Origin of the sequence: Streptomyces pimonensis (assembly GCF_041380215.1) — a bacterium.
Classification (GTDB): Bacteria; Actinomycetota; Actinomycetes; order Streptomycetales; family Streptomycetaceae; genus Streptomyces; species Streptomyces pimonensis.
This window is the reverse complement of the sequence record NZ_JAHWZY010000030.1, coordinates 1-24,545: the sequence shown is the minus strand read 5'-3', so window position 1 is coordinate 24,545 and position 24,545 is coordinate 1. Positions and strand designations below refer to the sequence as shown.

General features: G+C 71.3%; 25 protein-coding genes and 3 pseudogenes. 12 read left to right on the top strand and 16 right to left on the bottom strand.

The genetic code is table 11. The annotated features are described in order from the left end of the window. Positions 1-630 precede the first annotated feature (630 nt). The 3 genes and pseudogenes from KYY02_RS25170 to KYY02_RS25160 all read left to right on the top strand — a co-directional run. Positions 631-942, top strand: a pseudogene (locus tag KYY02_RS25170) (ion transporter); the annotation flags it as partial. A gap of 43 nt (positions 943-985) precedes the next feature. Further along, complete coding sequence (locus KYY02_RS25165) at positions 986-1,123, top strand: hypothetical protein (protein ID WP_371241756.1); 138 nt, start codon at positions 986-988, stop codon at positions 1,121-1,123. A 142-nt stretch (positions 1,124-1,265) separates the two neighbouring features. Next, positions 1,266-1,568, top strand: coding sequence for a hypothetical protein (locus KYY02_RS25160; RefSeq protein ID WP_371241654.1), 303 nt, complete (start codon positions 1,266-1,268; stop codon positions 1,566-1,568). A 313-nt stretch (positions 1,569-1,881) separates the two neighbouring features. On the opposite strand, the gene rpsN is transcribed toward KYY02_RS25160, so the two are convergent. Continuing rightward, the gene (rpsN, locus tag KYY02_RS25155) at positions 1,882-2,187 is read right to left on the bottom strand and encodes a 30S ribosomal protein S14 (RefSeq protein ID WP_371241652.1); all 306 of its coding nucleotides are present in this window, start codon (positions 2,185-2,187) and stop codon (positions 1,882-1,884) included. Continuing rightward, positions 2,187-2,423 carry a 50S ribosomal protein L28 gene (gene rpmB, locus KYY02_RS25150; RefSeq protein ID WP_371241650.1) on the bottom strand — a complete coding sequence of 79 codons (237 nt, stop codon included), beginning with the start codon at positions 2,421-2,423 and terminating at the stop codon, positions 2,187-2,189. The genes rpsN and rpmB overlap by 1 nt, the downstream gene beginning before the upstream one ends. A 116-nt stretch (positions 2,424-2,539) precedes the next feature. Here rpmB and rpmG point away from each other — a divergent pair, with 116 nt between their 5' ends. Continuing rightward, positions 2,540-2,698, top strand: a complete 159-nt coding sequence (rpmG, locus tag KYY02_RS25145; protein WP_371241648.1) for a 50S ribosomal protein L33 — start codon at positions 2,540-2,542, stop codon at positions 2,696-2,698. Positions 2,699-2,859: 161 nt separating this feature from the next. Here the strand turns inward: rpmG and KYY02_RS25140 are convergent, their stop codons facing one another. After that, positions 2,860-3,282 carry an Hsp20/alpha crystallin family protein gene (locus KYY02_RS25140; RefSeq protein WP_371241646.1) on the bottom strand — a complete coding sequence of 141 codons (423 nt, stop codon included), beginning with the start codon at positions 3,280-3,282 and terminating at the stop codon, positions 2,860-2,862. Between the two features lie 287 nt (positions 3,283-3,569). Here KYY02_RS25140 and KYY02_RS25135 point away from each other — a divergent pair, with 287 nt between their 5' ends. Then, the gene (locus KYY02_RS25135) at positions 3,570-3,839 is read left to right on the top strand and encodes a hypothetical protein (RefSeq protein ID WP_371241644.1); all 270 of its coding nucleotides are present in this window, start codon (positions 3,570-3,572) and stop codon (positions 3,837-3,839) included. 63 nt (positions 3,840-3,902) lie between these two features. Next, positions 3,903-4,073 (top strand): annotated as a pseudogene (locus tag KYY02_RS25130) (DUF2267 domain-containing protein); the annotation flags it as partial. 602 nt (positions 4,074-4,675) lie between these two features. On the opposite strand, the gene KYY02_RS25125 reads toward KYY02_RS25130, so the two are convergent. The 6 genes from KYY02_RS25125 to uppS all read right to left on the bottom strand — a co-directional run bounded on the left by KYY02_RS25125 (position 4,676) and on the right by uppS (position 12,364). Continuing rightward, a complete protein-coding gene (locus KYY02_RS25125) occupies positions 4,676-5,536 on the bottom strand; it encodes a glycoside hydrolase family 16 protein (protein WP_371241642.1) in 861 nt (286 codons plus the stop codon). Between the two features lie 838 nt (positions 5,537-6,374). Beyond that, positions 6,375-6,524, bottom strand: a complete 150-nt coding sequence (locus KYY02_RS25120; protein WP_371241640.1) for a hypothetical protein — start codon at positions 6,522-6,524, stop codon at positions 6,375-6,377. 184 nt (positions 6,525-6,708) lie between these two features. Next, positions 6,709-7,995: a PP2C family protein-serine/threonine phosphatase gene (locus KYY02_RS25115; protein ID WP_371241639.1), complete on the bottom strand. Its 1,287-nt coding sequence runs from the start codon at positions 7,993-7,995 to the stop codon at positions 6,709-6,711. Beyond that, positions 7,995-8,798 carry an alpha/beta fold hydrolase gene (locus KYY02_RS25110; RefSeq protein WP_371241637.1) on the bottom strand — a complete coding sequence of 268 codons (804 nt, stop codon included), beginning with the start codon at positions 8,796-8,798 and terminating at the stop codon, positions 7,995-7,997. The genes KYY02_RS25115 and KYY02_RS25110 overlap by 1 nt, the downstream gene beginning before the upstream one ends. A gap of 1,287 nt (positions 8,799-10,085) precedes the next feature. Next, positions 10,086-11,498, bottom strand: a complete 1,413-nt coding sequence (locus tag KYY02_RS25105; RefSeq protein ID WP_371241750.1) for an oxygenase MpaB family protein — start codon at positions 11,496-11,498, stop codon at positions 10,086-10,088. Between the two features lie 86 nt (positions 11,499-11,584). Continuing rightward, on the bottom strand, positions 11,585-12,364 hold the full coding sequence (gene uppS, locus KYY02_RS25100; RefSeq protein ID WP_371241635.1) for a polyprenyl diphosphate synthase: 780 nt from the start codon (positions 12,362-12,364) through the stop codon (positions 11,585-11,587). 647 nt (positions 12,365-13,011) lie between these two features. On the opposite strand from uppS, the gene KYY02_RS25095 reads away from it, so the two are divergent. Together KYY02_RS25095 and KYY02_RS25090 are read left to right on the top strand one after the other, a co-directional pair. After that, the gene (locus KYY02_RS25095; protein ID WP_371241633.1) at positions 13,012-14,382 is read left to right on the top strand and encodes an amidohydrolase; all 1,371 of its coding nucleotides are present in this window, start codon (positions 13,012-13,014) and stop codon (positions 14,380-14,382) included. Positions 14,383-14,935: 553 nt separating this feature from the next. Then, positions 14,936-15,646: a S1 family peptidase gene (locus tag KYY02_RS25090; RefSeq protein ID WP_371241631.1), complete on the top strand. Its 711-nt coding sequence runs from the start codon at positions 14,936-14,938 to the stop codon at positions 15,644-15,646. 454 nt (positions 15,647-16,100) lie between these two features. Here KYY02_RS25090 and KYY02_RS25085 read toward each other — a convergent pair whose 3' ends face one another. Beyond that, complete coding sequence (locus tag KYY02_RS25085; RefSeq protein ID WP_371241748.1) at positions 16,101-16,523, bottom strand: arsenate reductase ArsC; 423 nt, start codon at positions 16,521-16,523, stop codon at positions 16,101-16,103. A 95-nt stretch (positions 16,524-16,618) separates the two neighbouring features. On the opposite strand from KYY02_RS25085, the gene KYY02_RS25080 reads away from it, so the two are divergent. From KYY02_RS25080 to KYY02_RS25070, 3 genes are read left to right on the top strand one after another with little or no spacing between them, the layout of a single operon-like run. Continuing rightward, on the top strand, positions 16,619-16,927 hold the full coding sequence (locus tag KYY02_RS25080) for an ArsR/SmtB family transcription factor (protein WP_371241629.1): 309 nt from the start codon (positions 16,619-16,621) through the stop codon (positions 16,925-16,927). Next, entirely contained in the window at positions 16,924-18,042 is a 1,119-nt protein-coding gene (gene arsB, locus KYY02_RS25075) for an ACR3 family arsenite efflux transporter (RefSeq protein WP_371241627.1), read from the top strand. Before KYY02_RS25080 ends, arsB begins: the two co-directional genes overlap by 4 nt. Further along, positions 18,039-19,112 carry an ArsO family NAD(P)H-dependent flavin-containing monooxygenase gene (locus KYY02_RS25070; protein ID WP_371241625.1) on the top strand — a complete coding sequence of 358 codons (1,074 nt, stop codon included), beginning with the start codon at positions 18,039-18,041 and terminating at the stop codon, positions 19,110-19,112. Before arsB ends, KYY02_RS25070 begins: the two co-directional genes overlap by 4 nt. Before the next feature lie 23 nt (positions 19,113-19,135). Here the strand turns inward: KYY02_RS25070 and KYY02_RS25065 are convergent, their stop codons facing one another. The 4 genes from KYY02_RS25065 to KYY02_RS25050 are packed head-to-tail and all read right to left on the bottom strand — an operon-like array spanning position 19,136 to position 21,032. Then, positions 19,136-19,621, bottom strand: coding sequence for a GNAT family N-acetyltransferase (locus tag KYY02_RS25065; protein WP_371241623.1), 486 nt, complete (start codon positions 19,619-19,621; stop codon positions 19,136-19,138). 48 nt (positions 19,622-19,669) lie between these two features. Then, complete coding sequence (locus KYY02_RS25060) at positions 19,670-20,044, bottom strand: ArsR/SmtB family transcription factor (RefSeq protein ID WP_371241621.1); 375 nt, start codon at positions 20,042-20,044, stop codon at positions 19,670-19,672. 41 nt (positions 20,045-20,085) lie between these two features. After that, positions 20,086-20,550, bottom strand: a complete 465-nt coding sequence (locus tag KYY02_RS25055; RefSeq protein WP_371241619.1) for a hypothetical protein — start codon at positions 20,548-20,550, stop codon at positions 20,086-20,088. Then, positions 20,547-21,032, bottom strand: a complete 486-nt coding sequence (locus KYY02_RS25050) for a hypothetical protein (RefSeq protein ID WP_371241617.1) — start codon at positions 21,030-21,032, stop codon at positions 20,547-20,549. Before KYY02_RS25050 ends, KYY02_RS25055 begins: the two co-directional genes overlap by 4 nt. A gap of 148 nt (positions 21,033-21,180) precedes the next feature. Here KYY02_RS25050 and KYY02_RS25045 point away from each other — a divergent pair, with 148 nt between their 5' ends. Next, positions 21,181-22,581, top strand: coding sequence for an NAD(P)-binding domain-containing protein (locus KYY02_RS25045; RefSeq protein WP_371241615.1), 1,401 nt, complete (start codon positions 21,181-21,183; stop codon positions 22,579-22,581). A gap of 107 nt (positions 22,582-22,688) precedes the next feature. Here KYY02_RS25045 and KYY02_RS25040 read toward each other — a convergent pair. After that, a pseudogene (locus tag KYY02_RS25040) lies at positions 22,689-23,450 on the bottom strand (transposase family protein). A gap of 802 nt (positions 23,451-24,252) precedes the next feature. Continuing rightward, positions 24,253-24,545, bottom strand: a 293-nt coding sequence (locus KYY02_RS25035) for a hypothetical protein (RefSeq protein WP_371241613.1), incomplete at its 5' end; no start/stop codon positions are given.

Below are 24,545 nucleotides of genomic sequence, written 5' to 3'. Positions count from 1 at the left end.
GACGGGCGGGCCGAGGACGCGCGAGCGCTTCTTTGCCCGCACCCCGGTCCGCTGCGTCCTCAACGCCTGGCGGACGCTCGTGCCCGAGGCCGGCGTGACTCCGAGGCGGACCGCACATCCGGATCGCGGCCGGACCGTCCCGCGCCGCCCCGGTCCATGGGACGCAGGCGTTGAACCCGTCGAACGCGGAGGTCCGGGAGCCGGTGATGCCCGACGTCCACACAGGCGCAGGCCCGGCTCGACGGCGAGGTCGCGGCTTTGTCGCACGGTTCGCCGCCCGGCCGGGTGCGCGGTCGCACCAGCGGTGCGCAGGCGGTACGTGCCGTGCCCGAGAAGGACCAGCGCGTGGACCCGATGAAGGCCGGCCGGGCCGATGTGGAGGAAGCCGCATGCGGTGAGGCCCTCGGCTTGCCCGGTCAGGGACTCGCGCCGTGCCGACCCGCTGCGGAGCGGGGCTGGATCGATGCCCGCGGCCGGCCCGACCTCCGGCGGCGCTTGCTGTGACCCCACTCGACCGCGATGAGCCTTGCGGTGCCACGCGAGCAGGGGAGCGGGCGCGAGCACCCGCGCCCGTCGGCGTCGCGGGAACCACGCGGACAGCGCGGCGAACCGGATCCGGTCCGGCGGACGGTGCTGCGGCCGGCCAGGGTCCTGCGCACCGCCCGCTTCCCGCCCCAGCTGCGCATCGTGCTCGTCGCGGTCGCCCACAGCCTGCCCGGCGCCCTGAGCTTCCTGCTCGTCGGCGCCCTGCTGCTGTACGTGTACGCCGTGGTCGGCTGGGTCTTCTCCGGCCATCACGACCCCGGACACTACGGCTCCATCGGCCGCGCCGTCCTCGCTCTCTTCCTCCTGATGACGCTCGACGGCACCGGCGACGCGATCCGCGCGGGACTGGAGATCTCCCGCTGGAGCCTCCTCTGCTACGCCTCCTACGCCCTGTTAGGCGTGGGCGGAGAGCTGGTAACAGCAGCGGGAGCGGCACGCGGTGGACCACGAGGGGCGCTTCACCGTGATCACGGACGTCGTCGAGCACGCCACCGCCGATCGCGTCCGGCCCCTCCTGTTCGACCTGAGGTGTGGCCCCGGCTCCCTGGCCGCCGGACTCGCCGCGTCGCACCCGTGAGCCTGCCCCGTCGCGCCCTCCCGCGGCCGCCTCACGTCTTTCCTCCGTGTGCGCGGTCGCGAGCGTCACCCTAGGGTGATCCGTAGTGCGGCAGTGGCCGCCGAACGGGTGGCCGCCCGTCGATCCGCATCGGGAGTACGTCATGACGTCCGCCACCGAGCATCGCACCCACGAAGCCCATGACCACCGGCACGAGGAGGGCTGCGGGCACGTCGCCGTCCCGCACGGCGACCACGTCGACTACATGCACGACGGACATATCCACCGGGCGCACGACGGACACGTCGACGAGTGCGCGACCGCCGGCCACACGCCGCACGAGGGACACGAGCACCGACACGGAAGCGGGTGCGGTCATGTCGCCGTGCCCCATGACGATCATGTCGACTACGTGCACGACGGGCATCGGCACGCCGCTCACGAGGGGCACTGGGACGACCACTGACCCCCCGGACCACCCGGGCCCGCACGCGTCCGTCCGCACCGCACCGAGTTCCGGCCATGGCGGCGCCGGAAGCAGCCCGTGCCCGGAACAGCAGGAGCCGCGGCGTTCCTCGCAGGACGGCCGGAAGGGTGCCGAGGCCGTCCTGCAAGGGCCGATCGGGAGTGGAACGGCGAATGCGCGCCGTACGCCCGCCGCGCAACGCGCACGGCGGGTGGAGGTGGTGGCCGCCCCGTACTTCGCGAGGGGAGCGCTCGCGCGGCATCCGGGACCGGTGGTCATCGCGCCCCTCGCCGGCGATGCGCCGGGTGTCGATTCACCAGCTGCTCTTGGTCACCCCCGGCAGTTCGCCCGCGTGGGCCATTTCGCGCAGGCGGATGCGGGACAGTCCGAAGGCTCGCAGGTGGCCACGGGGGCGGCCGTCCACGGAGTCGCGGTTGCGCACCCGGGTGGCGCTGGCGTCGCGGGGTTGCCGGCGCAGTTCCCGCTGGGCGGCGGCGCGTTCCTCGTCGGAGGTCCGGGTGGACGCGATGACCGCCTTCAGTTCGGTGCGACGCTCGGCGTAGCGGGCCACGACGAGGCGTCGCCGTTCATTTTTCGCGATCTTGCTCTTCTTCGCCATCAGACCTTCCCTCCCCGGGCACGGATGCGCGCGACCGCGGCCTCGACGCCGATCGTGTCGACCGTCTTGATGCCCTTGACGGACAGCGTGAGCCGGACGTGGCGGCCTTCGCTCGGCAGCCAGTAGCGCTTGCGCTGGACGTTCGGGTCGAAGCGGCGCTTGCTCCGCCGGTGGGAGTGCGAGATCTGATGCCCGAAGCCGGGCTGTCGGCCGGTGAGTTGGCAGTGAGCGGACAAAGTTCCTCCTCGAGGTCGATCGGTGGCAGCACACTAGCAGCTAAATGAAAATGAAATTCAGTACCGTATGCGGTGCGGTCCATGGTCCGTAACGACTTGCCACGGTCCGTAACGACTTGCGCCCGATCGTCAAGCCGAGGTCCACCGCCGACGCCGGCTGCACCCACGTGGCCCGCAAGAACCGCCGCAACGACCCCGACCGTCTGACGCTGCGCAAGTACGTCCCGACCGCCGGACGTCACGATGACTTCCGTGAGGAGCGCCGAGGGCCGTGAAGCCCGGGATCCATCCCGGGTGCCGCCCGGTCGTCTTTCCGTGACCGGGCCGCCGGCTTCGCCTTCCTCCCGTGAACATTCGGCACGGACGAGTGCCTCCCGAACTGCTGTCGGAACGCTGCTCTGCGACGTGAACAGGGCCGCGGGCAGACGGGCAGCTCTCAGGAGGTCAGTTGCTTGGGTGCGCCACCGGAGACGGCGATCTTACGGGGCTTGGCGTGGGCGGCCAGCGGGATGCGCAGGGTGAGGACGCCGTTGTCGTAGGCCGCCTCGGCGGCAGCCGTGTCCAGGGCGTCGGACAGGACCAGGCGGCGGGCGAAGCGGCCGGTGGGGCGCTCGGTGAGTACGGGCCGGGTGCCGTCCGGGATCGGGGAGGGCCGCTCGGCGCTCAAGGTCAGCGTGTGCTGTTCCGTGCTCAGTTCGATGGTGGAGCGGTCCATACCGGGCAGGTCGAACTGCAGGTAGAGCGCTTCGTCGTCACGCCAGGCGTCCGCCGGGATGACGCTGCCGGCCGGGGCGCCGGCATGCGCGAGCTGGTGCACGAGCCCGTCGGGATCAGCCAGAACGTCCCTACGCGCAAGCATGTCCAATTTCTCCCTCCCTGACGGCAGGCCGTGAGGACTGTGGCCCGATGATTGAGTACCGCCCATCCGTATAACCCGCCGGGAGATCCACTGACAAGTTCCGACTGCATGAAGTTGACAGTAAAAGGCTCAATTCCCCTATCGGGCGCCATGAGTACTCAGCTGTTCCGACGGCTTCGGTCGCCGGAACGGTCCGGGTGGCCGGCGCAGGGGACGGGAGGGATGCCGTTGGTGGCGGAAAGGACGAGGGTGACTGTCCGGCTGTCGGGGCCCGCGGTGCGACGGCCGTGCTTTTCGGCGCGCTGACGCTGCTCTGGTCACAGCCGGCGGTGTCGGTCCCGGTCTGGGCGTTCGGTACCACCGTGGACGGGCGCCGCAAGCACCTCAAGAAGGACGCCGCCCCGGAGCGGCGCTTCGCCCTCCTTCCGGTCGGCGAAACGACCGTGGACGACACCGTGGAGATCCTGCCGGCCGTCGGAGTCTACGAAGCCGTAGCTCATACATGGGTGTCGATCGTGATGTCCGCCTTCGTCCGAAGGTCCGCGAAGCGGTGCTGAGCGTGCTGGCCCAGCGCATCAGCCCCGGCGAGGTCGATGACCTGGCCTCCCAGTTGCCCGGACCGCTCGGAGGCGGTCTGGATCGGGGGGGCCACCGAGCAGACCGCGGCTTGGGGCGTCAGTGCCGTCCTCAGCACCGTCGCCGACGCTGTGGGCCCCGATCTCCTGGGCCAGGTCCTACCCCAGCTCCCCGCGGGCTACGACCTGCTCCTCGGCCGTCTCCGGCTCACCTGACCAAGCCCCGTACCCGGTGCTCGCACACCCGCCGTGCACCGGGTGCCAGGGACGGACAGCGTCGTCACTTACGCCGGCGCCGTCCACATCGGCGAGTCCGGCGCGCCGCACGGCCGCTGCCTCCGCCGGCGACGGTGCCGGGGTCGTCCGTTCCGGCACCGTCGCCGGGCCCGGCGCGTCGTGCAGCGCGGCCGAGGCGACTCCTCTCGCGGAGTTCCCGACCGGTCGCCCGACCCGGAGAGGCTGTCCGTCCGTCCCGGTCGGGGATGCTCGTCCAGAAGTTCGGAGCGCGGAAGCCAGGTGCGCACAAGGCGTCGGATGCGGCGGTTCCCGCCTGCCGCACACGGGTGCCGCAGGACGTGCCGGAGCAACGGATGAGGACCTGGTAGGCGTAAGCGCCGCGGCGCACCGGCCCCGGGCCCCGACGCGGTGGTACCGCGAGTCGCGGGCGTGATCCCCGTCGCAGCACGCCGGTATGGTGTGCGCGACCGTTCGCCCGCCGGTCCCGGCGCCGACAGTGGCCAGAGCGGCGGCGGACGGACCCGCCGGGCGCCTTGTCGTTGCCCTCACGCAGGTGAGCAACCGAGGTGTCCCCGGGGCTTTCAGGCGTGGCCCTCGCCGTAGAAGCGGACGTAGTCGACGGTCATCGTCGCGGGGGACGGTGTCGAGGCGTCGGGCGGACCCGGCCAGTCGCCTCCGACGGCGACGTTGAGCAGCAGGTGCATGTCCTGTTCGAAGACCCAGTCGCGCGGTGAGGGGAGCTTCGACGGGGTCAGGGTGAAGTACGGCTCTCCGTCGACGGACCAGGTGATGCGGTGCGGCTGCTTGTCGACGGCGTAGGTGTGGAAGGCCGCCGAGGCGTCGGCGGTCAGGGTGGCGGCTTCGCCGATCCCGTTCTCGTTGGAGTAGGTCGGTCCGTGAGCGGTGCCGTACACCGTCCGCGGTTCTCCGCCGACCACCTCGCAGATGTCGATCTCACCCTGTCCGGGCCATTCGACTCCGTTGTCGCCCAGCATCCAGATCGCGGGCAGCAGCCCCGTGCCCGTGGGTATCTTCGCCCGGATCTCGGCCCGTCCACGGGTCAGTGCGACCTTTCCCTCCGTGGTCAGGCGGGCCGACGTCCAGGGGCAGAAGTCCTCGGTGAAACACGGGAGTCCGGCCCCTGGCGGAGCCGGACGCGCCGAGATCTCGAGGTGACCCGCGCCGTCGAGGGCGGAGTTGGCCGCGTCATCCGTGTAGTACTGCAACTCGTTGTTGCCCCACCCCTCGGCCTCCCGGTTCCCGGTCTCGGTGTTCCAGGACCTGGCCGACGGGCGGCTTCCCGCCGCTCCGTCGAACTCGGCCCGCCAGAAGGGCTTCTCCCCGGCCGGCGCCGGGCGATGCGTCTGCGTGGGCGCCGTGCCGCAGGCGCCCAGCAGGCATCCCAGGGCCAGTACGAGTGCCGGACCTGTCCGTCGGTTCACCGCGCTGCTCCTGAACGGGCCCTCACCGGAAAAGTGCACATGTCACGAACCCTACAAAAGGCTTTGCGCACCTGGCCGGGCGGGGCGACGGCACATCCGTGACCGCCCGGATCCGCTCGCGGCATCCGCTGGTGGACCGGCTCCTGCGGCACGGCCGCCCGGTGTCCGGACAGGCCCGCACGGGGTGCACCGCGGTCGGGTCCCGCACGCGCCGAACCCCACCGTGCCGTCAGCCCGGGGGTGCAGGACGTTGTACCTCGTTCATGTGTTCCTGGGCCCAGTCCCTGGCCGCCCGCACCATCGCAGTGGCGAGGGCCCGAGCAGGACAAGTGCGTAGGCGGCGCGGACCGGGACGACGGGGGTACGGTCCGCGTCGCCGGCCCGCCGAGTTCCAGGTGGCACAGGGCCTGGGCGAGTGTTGTCCGGCTCACGCCCGCCAGCCGACGGGCCAGGAGGGCCGTCCTCTCGACGGCCCGACGGAGGTGTCCCGGCCGCCTGGAGGAGCCGAGAACCCCGCGGGGGGCACTGTCACGTCGGCGGACTGGTGGGACGGTCTCCGGCTGGTCGGACCGGGAGATCGTCCGTGGACAGCGCGTCGCCGTCGTACAGGGGACATCGGCACCCGTCGGAGATCACCGCGCACTGCGGGTAACCGTACTTCCGTCTCCCGTTCAGTTTTCGCGGGGCCGGGAAGCTGATGCCCGAGCGCGGCGTGCTCGTCTCCCACGAGACCGTCCGCCGCCGGTGTGCGAGGTCCGGGCAGGGCTGCGCCGGGGTGCGCGCCCCACGGACGCCGGAGCTACGGCACCGGCGGTGTGTATCGCTGGGTCCCAGCGGGTCAGGGCCGGATGGCGGCGGTGCTGTCGGGGAGGAGGGCGAGGACCTGGTCGACGCCGACGACGCGCTGCGCGCGCAGGGTGTGGCCGGGGACGGAGACGAGTGCGATGTCGGCCTGAGCGGTCCGGGCGTGGTCGCACGCCACGATCACGGCGGTGATGCCGCTGGAGTCGCAGAATTCATTCCGGCCAGGTCCAGGGGGAGGCGCCGACCCGGTCGGAGGGTGAGTCCGGTGAGCTGCCCCCGCAGTTGGCCGGCGGTGACGTGGCCGCGGCTGCCGTGGATTCCCGGAACGGGGTCGGCGGGGGCGTCTCGGGGCGTGATCTCCAACGGGCTCATTCGGCGGCTTCGGGCCCAGTGCTGGAAAGGGGGACGCCGAGGGCAAGGAGAGCGGTGTCATCGTCGAGACCGTCACCGAAGCCGTCCAACAGACCGGTCAGAGCCTTGATGAGCGTGTGTGGCGGCTTGCCCGCGTGGTCGGCGGCGAAGGCCCGGAGGGCTTCCTCGCCGTACAGGTCGGTGCGGTTCGCGCCGATGCGGGCTTCGGTGAGGCCGTCGGTGTACAACAGGAGGGTGTCGCCCTGGCCCAGGACGGTCGTGGTCGCGGCGAAGGCGGCGGCGGGCAGGACGCCGACGAGGAGGCCGCCGGGGGTGGGCAGGAAATCCGTTGCGCCGCCGGCTCGCAGGACGAGGGCCGAAGGGTGGCCGCCCGAGGCGATGCGGACGGTGACCTGTCCGGTGTCGGGGCCCGGCTCGAGGGTGCCGAAGATGACGGTGCAGTAGCGCGGGTCGCCGCCGGCGTAGCGCTCGTGGAGCACCTGGTTGAGGGTCCTCAGAGCGGAGACGGGGTCGGGGCTGTGCAGAGCGGCGGTGCGCAGGGTGTAGCGGGTCAGCGAGGTGACCGCGGCGGCCTGGGGGCCCTTGCCGCACACGTCGCCGAGGAAGAAGGCGAAGCGTTTGCCGTCGATGGGGAAGAGGTCGTAGAAGTCGCCGCCCAGCTGGTCGGGGGAAGCGGCGCGGTAGTGGACGGCCGCCTCCACCCCCGGCACGGGCGGCAAAGCGGCGGGCAGCAGCGACTGCTGGAGCACCGCGAGGGCGTCCTGCAACCTGGCGCGATCGGCCTCCGCCTGCTTGTGCGCCTCCTCGGCTGCTCTCCGGGCTCGCAGGAGTTCCTTTTCGTAGGCGCGACGGTCGTGGGCGTCGAAGACGGTGGTGCGGATCAGCAGAGGCTCGCCGGTACCGCCGTGCTTGACGACGGAGGAAACCAGCACCGGTATCCGGCCGCCGTCGGCCTGTTTGACCTCCAGGGCGATGCCGCTGATCTCCCCCTGCATGCGCAGCAGTGGTGCGAAGTGCGTCTCGTGGTACAGCTTGCCGCCCACAGTCAGCAGGTCGGTGAACCTCATCCGGCCCACCACCGCCTCCCGCTCCAGGCCCAGCCAGCCCAGCAGCGTGGCGTTGATCTTCGCGATGGTGCCGTCCATCAGCGTCGACAGGTACCCGCAGGGCGCGTTCTCGTAGAGTTCCTCGACGCTGTCCTCCAGCAATGTGGCGAACACCGCAGTCGATGTCTTCTCGTTGTCTGCGTCGTGCGGGCCGGACCCCTGCCCGGTGCGGCACATCACCGCAGACGCGCCAGGAAGTCGGTGATCGCCTCGTTGGTGGCCTTTGGAGCGGACAGGTGCGGGCAGTGCCCGGTGGCGTCGAGCGTGACCAGTTGCGAGCCGGGGATCGCTTGGTGGACGAAGGCGCCCACCTCCCGGGGGGCGATGGCGTCCTGGGTGCACTCCAGCACCAGCGTCGGCACCGTCACGCCCTTCAGGTCGTCGCGTGAGTCCGACAGGAACGTGGCGCGGGCGAAGGCGCGCGCCATCTCCGGGTCCGTGGCGCAGAAGCTGTTCCTCAGCTCCTCACCCAGTTCGGGCCGGTCCGCGTTGCCCATGATCACTGGTGCCATGGCGGCCGACCAGCCCAGGTAGTTCGATTCCAGAGATGCCAGGAGCTCGTCGATGTCCTCGGTGCTGAACCCGCCTCGGTAGCCCTCGTCGTCGATGTACCGGGGAGAGGGGGCGACCATCACCAGCGCTCCGATGCGTTCAGGAGCCGTGCCGGCGGCCAGCACGCCGATCATCGCGCTGACCGAGTGCCCCACGAACACCGCCTCGCGCAGGTCGAGCGCTTCGCACACCTCGACCACGTCCCGAGCGTAACCGTCCAAGGAGGCGTAACGGACTTCCGCGAACGCGGACAGATCCGAGCGGCCCGATCCCACGTAGTCGAACAGGACCACCCGGTAGTCCTCGACCAGCGCGGGCACCGTCAGCCTCCACATGTTCTGATCACAACCGAAGCCGTGAGCCAGCACCACCGTGGGCCCCTGCGCATTGCCGGTGACGGTGATGTTGTTCCTGCGAGCGATGTCCATACCGACCACCCTCTCAGATTCCGCTTACCCACTGCTCCTGCCCGGCCTTGAACCACTGCCCCGTGCACTCGACTTCCTCACTCCCTGTCCGTACCGCGACAGTGGCCGCCGATGTCCCCGCCCGACATCGCGGTCACCTTGGACCTGCTTTCTCGGGACGGACGGAACACCGACCCGGCTGGTCGACCCGAGGAGAGGAAGCGGCACAGTACGCGTGGCGGGGAGCCGTGGGACGGGCGCCCGCTGCGGTGAGCAGCGGGGTGAAGCCCGCCAGGGAGCGGACACGTGCGCGTCTGGCGATGCCCGGTCGGTCACGGACGGCGTCTGATCCGGCGGCTGCGGTGCCACTGGCTGTTCTCGGACACAGCAACGCGACCACTGGATCGGACCATTCGTCACCGCGCGGTCGGGCGGTCGGATAAGTCGCCCCGGAGGTGCGAAGCCGCCGCGAACGGCTTCCGCCCGGCACCGTGATGCGGCGAACTCGTCCTCCACGGTTCTCGTGCCGCTCGTCACATTTCTGGTGAGGGCGCAGGACCGGACGAGGACGGCTTCCGTGCTCAGCGGATGCCCGTTCCGGCGATCGCGTTCGCGGTGCCGTTCGGGAGCCGGGGCCATGCGGGCCCCGGCTCCCGGTGCGCCTTGCTGCTCCCCGCCGACAGGACCCCGATCCCGCTGAAAGAACTGCCGGCTGCCGCCGCGGAGAAGAGCGCCTGGCTCAAGGCCGACGCAGGAGTCCTCGTCGGTGTCTGCACCGCACGACGGCCGAAAGTCGCTTTCTGCGCGGGCGGTTCGGCAGAGCGCACCGCCGGGATCAGCCCGCTGTCCGCACAGCCACGGCCTCCACTTGTAATCTGATGAGCCGGTGGAGAACGTGAGCGGGACCTGTCGAAGCGATCAGGACAGGTAGGTCGTTTCAACGTTGTGCCGGGATCGGTGGGCCGTCCGGCGCCGGCTGGTCGGTCCAGGCCGCTGCGGGAGCCTTCGGGGGCTCCGGCGGCTTGCGGACGAAGCGTTCGGGGTGCTTCGCGTGGACCGTCCGGAGGACGTCGGCACGCATCTCGCGGGGCTGACCGGCGAGGCCGGACCGCACGTCGTGGGGCGTGTGCAGGCCGGTCCCAAAGCGCCGGTGCTCCTCGTCGTACCGGGCGAGGAAGCGGGTGCACCACGCCCGGCCGTCCTCGGGGAATCCGAAACGCTCGGGAAAGTCAGGGCACGGCCGCCGTGTCGGCGGCCGTGCCCGTGCCAGGAGGCGCCGCTTTCGGCCGGTCGCCTGTCCGGGCAGGGTCATGCTTCGGCGAGGAGCGGGTCGTAGGGGGTGGTGCGCTGGCGTGCGGACATGAAGGACAGGAAGCCGTTGACGAACGCGCCGCGGCTGTACGTCTCGCCGGTTCCGCCGGTGGTGTCGCGGTGGAACGCGGTCCGGAACAGGGCCCGGTACTCGTCCGCATCGATGCTCTGGTCGCCGTTCCTGTCGGTCACGTCGAAGAGGACTTCGGCGACCCTGATCAGTGCGGGACCGGCGAGCGACGGGACGGCGGCGGCGTACTCGTGGGCGCTGATGCGGCCGTCGCCGTCGGCGTCGAGGGCCGTCTGCAGTTCGCGCCACCAGTCGGCGTAGGCGTTGTAGAGCCGGGTCTCCTCGGGCTCGTCCAGGTCGAGACGGCTGGAAAGCTCGCGGGCCATGGCGGCGAGGTCGGGCCAGTCCAGGTATCCGTCCCCGGTCTGGTCGAGGACGTCCGTGAAGAACTCCTCCGCGCTGCGCTGCGCCGTGGTGGCCGCGGCGGGTTCCGGATCCGGGGACAGCGGGGCGATGAGGCGAAGGAGGGCGCCGGCCCGTTTCATCCGGTCCCGCAGGGCGGCGATCGTCCTCGCGCGGGGATCGTCGCTGTCGGGGGAGAGCGACAGCAGTTCGGCGATGCTTTCGGCCCGGATCCACCCTTCGGGCACGAACCGGGTCAGACCGGCCGCCAGATACGCGCCCTGCATCAGGCTCTGCGCCCCCGCGATCTCGGGCAGACCGGCTCGCCGCCGGAACGGCTCCGGCAGGGACGCCACGGTGATCGCCCCGATGACCGGGCCGGCGACGGCCCGGCCGGTCGCCCATAGTGCGGGAAAGCCGTTCAGTACGGGGGGCGCGGGGAGGTGGTCGAGGAGCTTGTAGAGGATGATTCGCATCGCCTCGGTGTTCTCCAGCTCCTCAGCGACCACCCGGTCGTAATAGGGCCAGAACTCGCTCAGGACGGGTGGCAGCTGGCCGGCTTCGTCGCCCATCGCGGCCAGGAAGGCCTGGAACTCGGCGTACAGCTGCTCCATGGTCTTCTGCTCAAGGGGCTGTCCGCCGAGCCGGCACATGGTGACGGCGCTTTCGAACATGGTCGCCACCACCCAGGCACGTACACCCGGGTCCATCGCGTCGTAGGGCCGGTCCCGCGCGTCGGTGCCGTGCAGCCGTGCGTGCATGCGGTTGAGCCGGGTCGCCTCCCTCTGCCGTACGTGGTCGTCGGCACCGAACATCCGCCGCAGGCTCATGAAGGTGTTGCCCAGCCGCCGCCAGGGATGCACGACGAAGGTGGAGTTCTCGATCAGAGCGGCGCCGATCTGCGGGTGCGCGGCCTCGAGCACGGTTGCCCGAATCATCGCCAACGCCCAGCGCGGGTCGTTGAAGAGCGTGTGGAACTGTGAGCCGGGACCGAACAGGGGCTCCTCTTCGACGTCGCGATCCCAGGTTCCGTGGCCCCCCGTACCGGCGCCGGCGGTGGGGGACTGAGGACGGTCTGCGGTCGTCACGATCGGGTCTCTCCGTTCTGGTTCGGCAGTACGCCGCCGAAGCGGCGCTCGCGCTGCCGGTAGGTGTGCAGGCACTCGAGGAAGTCGGGTGCGCGGAAGTCGGGCCACAGTGCGGGCGGGAAGACCCATTCGGCGTAGGCGACCTGCCAGAGCATGAAGTTGGAGATGCGCTGTTCGCCGGAGGTGCGGATGACCAGGTCGACATCGGGGGTGTCGGGAAAGGGCAGGTGAGCGGCGAAGCTCTCCTCGGTCACGGCCTCGGACGGCACACCGCTGCGGATCAGTGACCGTGCGGCTTCCACGATGTCCCGGCGGCCACCGTGATCGAAGGCGACGGTCAGCGTCATCTGCCGGTTCTTGCCGGTCAGCGTCATCAAGTCGGCGATGTCCCGGGCCAGCCCGGGAGGGATGCGGGGATCGGTCATGCCGAGGAAGCGGCAGCGGATGCCCCGCGCGTGCAGCAACGGGGCGTGCTTGCGTACCACTCGGCGCACCAGGTGCATGAGGAACTCGATCTCGGTGTCCGGGCGGCGCCAGTTCTCGGTGGAGAACGCGAACAGACTCAGCCAGCCCACTCCGGCCGCCCGCGCCGCTTCGATGACGTCGATCACTGTCGTCTCCGCAGCGCGGTGACCGGAGGTGCGCGGGAGCGATCGTCGCGCTGCCCACCGGCCGTTTCCGTCCATCACACACGCGACGTGACGCGGCACCTCACGCGGTTCTGGCGGCACCGTGCCCTTGGCAGCGGCAAGACGGGAAGCGTGCCGTTCAGTCATGGACTGTTCTGCTGTCACGCCCGCCCCTCCCAGCGGCCAGGACGGCGCCGTCCCGCGGTGGGGGAGGCGTCGTCCAGCGGCACCGCCACCGTCTTACGGTCATCAACGGCAGACTGACAGCGTTCAACGCCACGCAGTCCGTACATCTCATGAATTCACCCTTGGTGCGTATGTACGGTTCGGGGCAAGGCGGAGTGAGCCCGGGGGCAGGGAGTTCGCGCTCCTTGTCGATGCCGACGGGCTCGCGTCACCCTTCGGGCGTCGACCCCGGCCCGGCTCATGGGCGAGCCCTCCTGCTGCGGACACCGCTGGTGCGCACTCGTCCGGGGCAGGACGGGAGACGTAATGGACAGGAGCCGCTGCTCACCGTTCGGCGGGACTGGGACCCGGCGCAGGCCCGCCTGTGGACCGCGCCCGTGAGCGGTCGGCACGGGCCGGACCGCGAGAACACCGACGACGCCGGGCGGCTCGCCCCTCGGCACATCTGCCGGACGCGGGAGGAGCCGGAGCGGCCGGAACAGCGGGACGAACGGGCGGCACCGCCGGTCGCCGCATGGCCGCGCCGAGCCGCCGTGGTCGTACGTGCTGTTGCAGCCCTGCCGAAGAATCCCCCGGCCGCGCCGTACGGCGGCCCGTACGTTGGTTCCATGAGCGATGCCGGAACCCCGGGCGGTTCTCCCGCCGACCTCGTCGTCACCGGGTGCGCGGTCCTGGTGCACGACGACGCGGAACGGATCGGATTCCGCGAGGACGCCGCGATCGTCGTCCGCGACCGGGTGATCGATGCGGTCACCACGGCCGCCGCCGTGCGGGACGTGCCGGCCGTGACCCGGATCGAGGCACACGGACAGATCGCGCTGCCCGGTCTGATCAACTGCCACACGCACGCCCCGATGGTGGTCCTGCGAGGGCTCGCCGAAGACCTCCCGACGCAGGAGTGGTTCAACGACGTCGTCTGGCCCGTCGAGACCGACCTCACCGAGCGGGACGTGGAACTGGGCGCGCGGCTCGCCTGTGCCGAGATGATCCGGGGCGGGGTGACCTGCTTCGCCGACCACTACTTCCACATGGACGCGGTCGCCGACGTCGTCGCCGAGTGCGGGCTGCGCGCCCACCTCGGCGAGGCGTACTTCTCCGGCCAGGGCCCCCGGGGCCGGGAGACGTCGCTGGAGTTCGCGCTCACCCGGCGTGGCACCGCCGACGGCCGCATCACCACCGCACTCGCCCCGCACGCCCCGTACACCGTCACCGACACCGACCTCGCCGCCACCGCCGGCCTCGCCCGCACGCACGGCCTGCCCGTCCACATCCACGCCGCCGAGAACCGCAGCCAGACCGACACCAGTCTGGCCCGGCACGGCCGCACCCCCATCGAGATCCTGGACCGCGCCGGTCTGCTCGACACCGACCTGCTCATCGCCCACGGCACCGGCATCCTGGAGCGGGACCTGCCGCTGCTCGAACGCACGGACGGCCGTACGGCGGTGGCCACCGCGCCCCGCGGCTATCTGAAGTTCGCCTGGCCGACCACCACTCCGGTACGGGCCCTGCGCGCGGCCGGCGTCCCCGTCGGCCTCGCCACGGACGGCGCCGCCTCCAACAACTCCCTCGACGTGTGGGAGGCCATGGCGCTCACGTCCCTGATCCAGAAGTCCACCGAGGGGGACCCGCGCTGGCTGACCTCCCGCCAGGCCCTGCACCACGCCACCTCGCAGAGCGCCCGCGCGGTCGGCCTCGGAAACCGGATCGGCTCCCTCGCGCCCGGCCGACGTGCCGACCTCGTCCTCGTCGACCTCACCGGCCCGCACACCCAGCCGGTCCACGACCTCGCCGCCACCTTGGTGCACAGCGCCCGCGCGGCCGACGTCCGCACGACGATCGTCGACGGCCGCGTCCTGATGCGGGACCGCGTCCTGCTCACCCTCGACGTGCACGCCGTCGTACGGGAGCTGGCGGACCGGCTGCCCGCACTGACCGCGCGCGACCACGGACGGCGCATCCAGGAGTACGACACCTGACCCGGCCGCCCACCGGGACCGGGCGTCGTCGGGGCCCACCGGGACCGACCGGATCGGGCGGCCATGTTCACCGAACCGGTTCGAACGGCGCGGAGAACGCCTCGAGGGGCCTCGGGCGGCGCGAGCACGAAACGGACGAGGAAGAACGAGCACAGGGACTGGCGTCTTTCTTGAAGCGGCTGAGGCGGCAACCGCCGCGACCCCGGCCGCCGCCCGTACCGCGGCAACCCCGCCTCGAACTCCATGCCCACCCCCGGGGAGCGTGGGACATGCGCGGCCAGCCTACGAAGCGACGACCGGCGCTTGGTGATCGTCTGTGTTCCGCTGCCGCCAGGACGGAGGCAGGTCACGCCCGGCGCATGTCGATGGCCGACGGCTGCCCCTGTCCAGGATCGATTTCCGTGATCGGTTCACGGGCGGCCGGCGGTGGGACGGTCTCGCATACGAGGACGGCCGAGGACCCCGCCCGCACGCCGTACGGTTGGCGGTTTCCGGCCTGACCACTCGGGCCGGGAAGCCCCATAATGGCAGGTACATGCCGTAGGAGGTCATCGTGAGTCCCACACGTTCCGAAAGACCCCTCCGAACCATCCTCCGGGCCGTCGTCGTACTGGTGTTGCTCTCGGGCTGGTCCGCCGCCGGATCTGCCGCGCATGCCGGCCAGCGAGCGGGACAACAGGCGGCCGTCGCGGTGCGCGGGGGTGACACCCTCTACAGCACCGGCACCCGCTGCACCGTGGGCTTCAACGCCCGCTCCGGCTCCACGCCGTACGCGCTCGTTTCGGGCCGGTGCGCCCAAGGCGCCCGTACCTGGTACGCCGACCCTGCCCTGACCGTCGTTGTCGGCGTCACCGCGGGAGTGAACTTCCCGGGCGACGACTACGCGAGCATCCGGTACACCAACACGGCGGTCGCCTACCCGGGGGAGGTCTCGCTGGGCACCGGCACCGGTACCCGCGACATCACCAACGCGGCCCGTCCCGCCGTCGGGCAGTCGATCTGCCACGTCGGGCGGACCACCGGATACCGCTGCGGGACCGTCCAGGCCGTGAACGTCACCGTCAACTACGGGGAAGGAACCGTATACGGACTGTTCCGGTCGACCATCTGCTCCGAGCCCGGAGACACCGGCGGTCCGGCTTTCTCGGGCGGCACGGCTCTCGGCATCATCGTCGGCAGCAGCGGGAACTGCGGCTCGGGAGGCTTCACCTACTACCAGCCGGTGACCGACTGGCTGTCGGCGTACGGCCTGAGCGTCCACTGAGGCAGCCGAGCCGACCGAACACGCAGAGTCCCGACGCGGCGCGCCCGTCGGCGGGCGCCCGACGGGCGCCACGCCGATCAGCCAGTGTTGCTCGTCTTCGACCGCGCCGGCCCACGCAACCCGGGCATCGTCACCGCGCGGCCGGCCCAGCCGGTCCGCCGGTACCGGCGGGGCGCCGCCCACGACGGCTTCCACCTGTGCGACGGCGGGCTCCCCGGCGTGACCACCGGCACGAAGCAGCGACGTCCGTGCGCACAGCCGGTATCAGGCGCGTACTCCAAGGCTGCGGTACTCCCGCGTGAGCAGGGTTCCTGGGCGAGGGCCCCGCGCCCACGCAGGCGCCGGTTCGGTCCTGGCCGCCGCAGCCGGATGCCTTCCTGGCCCCGGTGAGTTCAGGGCTGGTGCCAGCGGCCGGCGGGACCGGAGCCGATGATGACGGCATCGCGTATCCCGCTCACGTCGTCGCCTCGGGCTTCGCCGGGGCGATCTCGGAGATCAGGCCCTCGACGAGGGTCTTGATCTCGTCGCGGATCGGGCGGACGGCTTCGACGCCCTGTCCGGCCGGGTCCTCGAGCTTCCAGTCGAGGTAGCGCTTGCCGGGGAAGACGGGGCAGGTGTCGCCGCAGCCCATGGTGATGCAGACGTCCGACTCGCGGACCGCGTCGACGGTGAGGATCTTCGGCCTCTCGGCGGAGATGTCGATGCCGACCTCGGCCATGGCCTGGACGGCGGCCGGGTTGACCTGGTCGCCGGGTGCGGAGCCGGCGGAGCGGACTTCGATGCGGTCTCCGGCCAGGTGCGTCAGCCAGGCGGCGGCCATCTGGGAGCGGCCGGCGTTGTGGACGCAGACGAACAGGACGGACGGCTTGTCGGCCATGGTGATCGTTCTCTCCCGTCGCATGGCGGAGTCCAGCCGCCAATAACTTCAGCATCCGCTGATATCAGCAGGTGGTGATGTGACAGTATCAGTGCATGCTGACTTCAGTCGATCCTGATGTGATCCGGGTGCTGGGTGATCCGCTCCGCTTGAAGATCGTGACCCTGCTGGCGCGTGAGACGCTCTGCACGACGCACCTGGTCGAGGAGACCGGAGCCAAGCAGACCAACCTGTCCAACCACATGAAGGTGCTGCGTGAGGCCGGGCTGGTGGAGACCGAGCCGTGCGGCCGCTTCACCTACTACAAGCTCAGGCCCGAGGTCCTGGCAGGCCTGTCCGAGCAGTTCGCCGGACTCGCCGCCCTGGCCCGCACCGCCGCCGAGAACAAGAGGGTCTGCCCGTGACATCCACCGAGCCCACCACAGCCCGCGCCCAGGGCGCAGGCCCGGCCGGAGACGACTCGATCGTCGGGAAACTCTCCACCCTCGACCGCTACCTCGCGGTGTGGATCCTGCTCGCCATGGCCGTCGGTCTGGGCCTGGGCCGCCTGATCCCGGGGATGAACGACACGCTTGCGAAGATCGAGATCGGCGGGATCTCCCTGCCGATCGCGCTCGGCCTGCTCGTGATGATGTACCCGGTCCTCGCCAAGGTCCGCTACGACCGGCTCGACCGTGTCACCGGCGACCGCAAGCTGCTTCTCTCCTCGCTGGTCGTCAACTGGATCGTAGGACCTGCGGTGATGTTCGCCCTGGCGTGGATCTTCCTGCCGGACCTGCCCGAGTACCGGACCGGGCTGATCATCGTCGGCCTGGCCCGCTGCATCGCGATGGTCATCATCTGGAACGACCTCGCCTGCGGCGACCGCGAGGCCGCGGCCGTCCTGGTCGCCCTGAACTCGGTGTTCCAGGTCCTCGCGTTCGGACTGCTGGGCTGGTTCTACCTCGACCTGCTGCCGCGCTGGATGAACCTCGGCGACGGCCAGGGCCTGGACGTGTCCGTCTGGCACATCGCGCTGAACGTGGTCGTCTTCCTCGGCATCCCGTTGCTGGCGGGGTTCCTGACCCGCCGCATCGGCGAGCAGAGGCTGGGCCGCACCGGCTACGAGGCGAGGTTCCTGCCGAGGATCGGCCCGTGGGCGCTGTACGGGCTGCTGTTCACGATCGTCATCCTCTTCGCCCTGCAAGGGAGGACGATCACCTCGCAGCCCTGGGACGTCGCCCGGATCGCGCTGCCGCTGCTGGTCTACTTCGCGGTCATGTTCTTCGGTACCTTCCTCCTCGGCAAGGGCCTGGGACTGGCCTACGACCGCACCGCGACCCTCGCCTTCACCGCGGCGGGCAACAACTTCGAGCTGGCCATCGCGGTCGCCATCGCCACCTTCGGCGTCACCTCCGGCCAGGCGCTGTCCGGCGTCGTCGGCCCGCTCATCGAGGTCCCGGTGCTGATCGGCCTGGTCTACGTCGCCCTCGCCTGGCGAAGGAAGTTCGCCGCCGACGCGGTGACGACGGCCCCGTGACCCAGCACACGGATGTGGTGGTGGTCGGCGGCGGCCAGGCAGGTCTCGCCGCCGGCTACCACCTGCGCCGACGCGGCCTCGACTTCACCGTCCTGGACGCCGGTGCGACGCCGGGCGGGTCCTGGCAGCACATGTGGGACTCGCTGCACCTGTTCTCCCCGGCGGAGCACTCCTCGCTGCCCGGCCGCCTCATGCCCGCCCAGCCCGGCAAGACCTACCCGGACGCCGGGCACGTGGTGGACTACCTCACCGACTACGAGAAGCGCTACGGTCTGCCCGTCCAGCACGGCACCTGCGTCAACGCCGTGCGCCGCGACGCAGGCCGGCTCCTGGTCGAGGCGCACTCCGGTACCTGGCGGGCCCGTGCGGTCATCAGTGCGACCGGCGGCTGGTCGCGGCCGTTCCTGCCCGCAGTCCCCGGCCGGTCCGTCTTCACCGGGCGGCAGCTGCACACGGTGAACCACCGCTGCCCGGCCGACTTCGCCGGGCAGCGTGTCGTCGTGGTCGGCGGCGGGAACTCCGGCGCCCAGATCGCCGCCGACCTGGCCCTGGACGGCCGTGTCGAGATGACGTGGGTGACCCGGCGCCCACCGCGGTTCCTGACCGACGACATCGACGGCCGTGCCCTGTTCGGTGTCGCCACCGCCCGCCGCCGCGCCCTCGATGCCGGCCTCGGCGACACCGCCGGGGTCGCCTCGCTCGGCGACATCGTGGCCGTGCCGCCCGTCCGCGCCGCCCGCGACGCCGGACTCCTGACCGCCAAGCCGATGTTCGCCCAGCTCACCGCCACCGGTGTCCGGTGGGCCGACGGCAGCCGGAGCGACGCGGACGCGATCATCTGGTGCACCGGCTTCCGCCCGGCACTGGCCCACCTCGCCCCGTTGAACCTGCGCGGCCCGCGCGGCCACATCCCCACCCACGGCACACGCGCCCTCGCCGAGCCGAGGCTGCACCTGCTCGGCTACGGCGACTGGACCGGTCCCGCCTCGGCCACCCTCATCGGCGTCGGCCGCCCGGCCCGCGAGGCGGTGCGGGAGATCGCGGAGCTGCTCGGCACCACGGGGGCGTAGCCCTCCAGCTCCTGGCGGACGTCTCAGGAGATCGCCGCACTGCGGCGTTCGACGAGGACGACGTCGCGCCAGCGGCCGTGGTGACGGCCGATGCGTTCGCGGGTGCCGATGACGCGGAAGCCCGCGCGTTCGTGGACGGCGAGGCTGGCGGTGTTCTCGGGGAAGATCCCCGACTGGATCGTCCAGATCCCGGCCCGTTCGGTGGAGTCCACCAGAACCCTGAGCAGGGCGGAGGCGACGCCGCGGCCACGGGCGGCCGGGTGCACGTAGACGGAGTGCTCGACCACGCCCGCGTACGCGCACCGGTCGGAGACCCTGCTCGCAGCGATCCAGCCCAGCACCGACCCGTCCGCATCGAGGGCGGCGAAGCGGTGCTCCGGCAGCTTCGTGGCGTCGAACGCCTCCCAGGACGGTGGGCTGGTCTCGAAGGTGGCGTTGCCCTCGTCGATGCCCGCCTGGTAGATCGCCAGCACCTGATCGCCGTGCTCAGCCGTCAGAGGCACGACCACCGCGCTCAACGCCCTGCCCGTCACTCTCTCCCCCTGCCCCGTCGGTCGTCAGGCCGCGGTGGGCAGCGCCAGCAGCTTGCCCATGGCGGCGAGGACCGACGGCTCGACGCGGTAGTAGACCCAGGTGCCGCGCCGCTCGGAAGTGAGCAGACCGGCCTCCTTGAGCTTCTTCAGGTGATGGGACACCGTGGGCTGGGAGACGCCGACGTCGGAGATGTCGCACACGCACGCCTCCCCGCCCTCGTGCGAGGCCACGGCGGAGAACAGCCGAAGGCGGACCGGGTCACCGAGGGCCTTGAACATCCGCGCCGCGGTCCCGGCCTCCTCGGCGCTCATCGGGCGCTCGGTCAGCGGCGGGCAGCACGGCGTCACACCCTGACCGTCGGCGGGCCCGAGCAGCGGCAGCACCTTCGCATTCGACATGCGTCTATGTTGGCATACGTCGAACCAGCGAGGGAGGGGCGTCACCGGTACGCGGGACGGGAGGCCTGGCACCGGGCCACGCGGTCCGCGTCCCGGCCCTGGCCGCGCGGCGAGTTCGACGACGGACTGCGCTGCCGCTCCAGCCCGACGAACGCCGGCCCCGGCATGTGGATGGTGAGGCCCTCGCGGTGCCGGGGGCTCCCGGCGGCGTCGAGAGCGCCGTCGAAGCCGTCGGGGCGGGCAGGTCGGAGCGGTGTCCGGTGGCGAGCACGATCGTGTCGACCTCCTCCCTCTGCCCGGTCCGGCCAGACGAGCTCGGCTCCGTCGGCGCCGGTGGACGTCGCTCGTCGCTCGGGCTGTCCGGCGGCCCGGTAGCGGCCGTCGTCGAGGACCGGCTGTGCCGGCGGGCGTGACAGGAGCCGGCCGAGGGATGCGGTGCCCGGACCCGTGCGGGTCGGCCAGAAGCGCAGACCACGGCCGAGGACGCGCTGAGCGACAAACTTCACCGGTTCACGGGTGGCGGCGTGACACGGACGGTCCCGGCGGTGATCTGCACCGCGAAGTCCCCGGCCCCGTCCATCACCCGGCGGCCGGTGGACGGGGTCGGACTGCAGTGGTCGGCGGCGTGCAGCACCTTCCCGGCGCACTCCTCCAGGTCCGGCAGCGTCGGCCGGTGCGGGCGCCCGAACGTCCCGGGAGCCGCCGTGACGGCCCGCGCGGACAGCCGGCCGCCGCTCTCCAGCTCCTCTGCGAAGACGTCGCCGGTGCGGCGGACCCCGGGGGCGACAGCCCGTGGGAACCCGGGATCCAGGCGGCCGGCGTACGAGGTGAAGCAGGCGACGGCCTCGTCGTGGTGCGGGGAGCGGTCGCCGTCGGCGCCGGGGAACGGCGTCCCGGCCAGGGAGCTGTACCGGGCGGGGGAGAACAGCGTGAGGCTGTCGCAGCAGTGTGGCCACGGCCCGGCCGCTCGGCCGGACGCCTCCAGCACCACCGGCCGCCACTGATGGCGACGCCGTCGACGTGCCCCATCGGCGAACCCTTAATTCGATGAATGCCTATGTTGACGTTTGTCAATGCAGTTGCCATGCTGGGCCGCACAAGCCATCGACAGATGTCGAAACACGCAAGGAGTCGCCGTGAACGCGCCCACCACCACCGAGCTGCCCGTCGTCGTGATCGGGGCCGGCCCCACGGGCCTGGCTGCCGCAGCCCACCTCGTCGAGCGCGGCATCGAGCCCCAGGTCCTGGAAGCGGGACCGGCCGCCGCCCGCGCGGTGCGCGAGTGGAGTCATGTGCGCCTGTTCTCCCCCTGGAGCGAAGTCGTCGACCCGGCCGCCGAAAAGCTCCTCGCCCCCACCGGCTGGACACGCCCCGATCCGGCCGCCTACCCCTCCGGCGGTGACTGGGCCGAGCTCTATCTGCAGCCGCTCGCCGACGCCCTGGGCGACCGCGTCCGCCTTGGCGTCACCGTCACCGGCGTCTCCAGGACCGGCCGCGACCGCATCGTGGACGCCGACCGCGAGCAGCAGCCCTTCGTCGTCCATGTCACCCACGCCGGCGGCCGCGAGGAAAGGATCTTCGCCCGCGCCGTCATCGACGCCTCCGGCACCTGGACCACCCCGTCCCCGGCCGGCGCCAGCGGCTTGCCCGCACTCGGCGAGCGCGCGGCCGTCGACCGCATCACCTACCGGGTCCCCGACCTCAAGGACCCCGCCGTCCGCACCCGCTACGCCGGCAAGCGCACCGCCGTCATCGGCTCCGGTGCCTCCGCCTTCACCGCCCTCGCCCTCCTCGCCGACCTCGCCAAGTCCGACGACGGCGCCGGCACGAAGGTGGTGTGGGTCCTGCGCCGCGGCATCTCCGGCTCCACCTTCGGTGGCGGCACCGCCGACCAGCTGCCCGCCCGCGGAGCTCTCGGTCTCGCGGCGAAGGCCGCCGTCGACGACGGCTACGCCGACGCCGTCACGGGCTTCCGCACCGAGGCGTTCGAACGCGACGGTGACGGACGCCTGGTACTGCTGAATGAGGGCGGCCGTGAGCTGGAGCCGGTGGACGAGGTGATCGTGCTGACCGGGTTCCGCCCCGACCTGTCCTTCCTCTCCGAGGTCCGCCTCGGCCTCGACGAGCGCCTCCAGGCCCCGGTGGAACTCGCTCCGCTCATCGACCCCAACCAGCACTCCTGCGGCACCGTCCCCCCGCACGGCCACCGCGAGCTCTCCCATCCCGAGCAGGGCGTCTACCTGGTCGGAATGAAGTCCTACGGCCGCGCCCCGACGTTCCTCGCCATGACCGGCTACGAGCAGGTCCGCTCCGTCGCTGCCGCGATCGCCGGCGATCTCGAGTCCGCCGACCGCGTGGGACTGGCCCTGCCCGAGACCGGAGTCTGCGGCGGCGCCGGGCTGTTCGACGCCCCCGACGCCGCTCAGGCCGACGGCGGCGGCTGCTGCGCCCCCGCGCCGCAGCCCGTCCGGCTCGGCACACCTGCTGCAGTGGGCGACGCCGCCGAGGAGGCCCCGGCAGGCGGCTGCTGCGGCTGACCTGATCCCCCTGTCGGCCCCGCAGGAGACACGTCATGTCCCGTCCGCAACTGGCGTTGTCCCGCAAGTGATTCACGGCATACTGGTTGACCGGCGTCGCTTCCCGGTCACCCGGCGAGAGCGAGGTCGTGGAGGCGGGCGATGCCGAGCATGACGTGGTGGACGCCGTCGTCTTTCAGGCGGCGGTCGCGCAGGATCTCCCAGGTCTTCATGCGGGCGAAGGCGTGCTCGACACGGGCGCGGACCTTGCGGTGGGAGCGGTTGTGGGCCTTTTCCGGGTCGGAAGTCCGGCCTGGCCGGGTTCGCGGCGGTACGGGACGGCCGGGCCGGTGCCGCGGTAGCTGCCGCCGGCGATGACCGTGGTGCGGCCGACGGCATCCTTGGTGCCGGACAGTTCCCACGCCCTGCGGTTGCCGGTGACCGGCCGGCCGACGGCGGCGGCGAGCCGGGTGTCGGCCTCGATGACGCCCCGGTGGTTGGTGGAGTACCGGTGGTTCTTCGGCTGCTCGGTCACCCGGTGGCCGCGGGCGGGGACCAGGGCGCCGTCCACGATCGGCACGGTGTCCTTGCGGAACCGCTTGCGCTGCCGGAGCGCGAGCGCCGGCCCGGGGTGGTCGATGATGCGGTCCGCGGCCGACTTGGACACCCCGAACAGCGGGGCGGGCCGACGCAGGGTGAGGTTGGTCCGCCAGTACGCGGTGACCAGCAGGACCCGGTCCTCCAGTGGCAGGCTCCAGGGCCGGCCTTTGCGGACCGGGTCCTGCCGCTTCCCGCCGCGGGGCGGTGACCGGCTTGCCGAACCGACGCGGGATCAGCCCGGTGGACGGGGCTGCCCAGGGCGGCTCCGACGCCGTGCCCACACCAGCCACCACAAGATCGTTTCACCTGTGACCAGCGAGCGGTTGACCTGTCCCGGTCCTTGTGCCCGGCCGACGGACCGGATCCCGGTGCCGTCGATGATGCCGGTTCTCCGTCGGCGCCAAGGTGGTAGATGACCTCGGCCAGGGACCGCAACCGCACTCCGGGGCCGACGGTGCAACCGCGTTCGGCGAGCAGCGGACGCACCGTGCCGATGGCGCGGGTGAGGGGGAGCGGTCCACGCCGAACCAGTCGGCCGGCAGGTCGTGGACGGTCCCGTGCCGGAGGTGCGCGAGGGTGGCCAGGAAGCCGGTCGACGGAAACCAGTCGGTGCTTCGCGTCGGCGCCCACGGTCCGCTTCCGCGACTTGGACACAGGTTCGACCTGGCGTCGTCCGTGCCGCAAGAGGCCCGTCGTGTCCGCGGGTTCGACGGCCACCTCGACCGGCAGGCCCGTGATTCTCCGGTCACCGATGACCGCCGCGCGAGTCCGGTTCCCCACCGCACAACCATGATCGGCAATCAATGACTCGACGTCTCACCACCTACCGGGTGCGAACTCGTCGGCGATAACCCCCTTTGACTCTGGTTTGTCTTCAAGTAGTTGAAAGCGGAGGAAGGTGAGTGCCGTCGGTCGTTCATTCCGTTACATCTGGATGACCGGCAGAAGACACGCGAATTCGAGGGTGGCGCGAAGGCAATCCCTGCTTCCCGTGGACTTCGGGCGCGCCCACCGACGGCGCAAAGTGGTCTGCACGGCGGGGCTTTATCTTTAAAACTGCTGGTCAGGTGCGTGGTATGGGAAAGTGTTACCTCAAGCGGATTTCTGTGCAAGCGCGTTGGGTGCTCGACTGACCAGTCGATGAGATTTGGACAACCGGCCGTCCCCCTCTGCCTGTTTGCTTAATTCCTTGAAAGCATCGAGTTGTTCCAGGTGGTGCGCGCCGCTGCCTGGGGCCGGTTGTGCCGGCTCACGTCCGGCATCCGCGTCACTGGCCGTCGCGCGTACGGCCGGACACAAGGAGAGCTGCAGAAGTGAATGACAGACCGTCGTTATCGAGACATTCTCCGATATCCGGATCTCACCCTCCCCGAGGCGCCGCCACT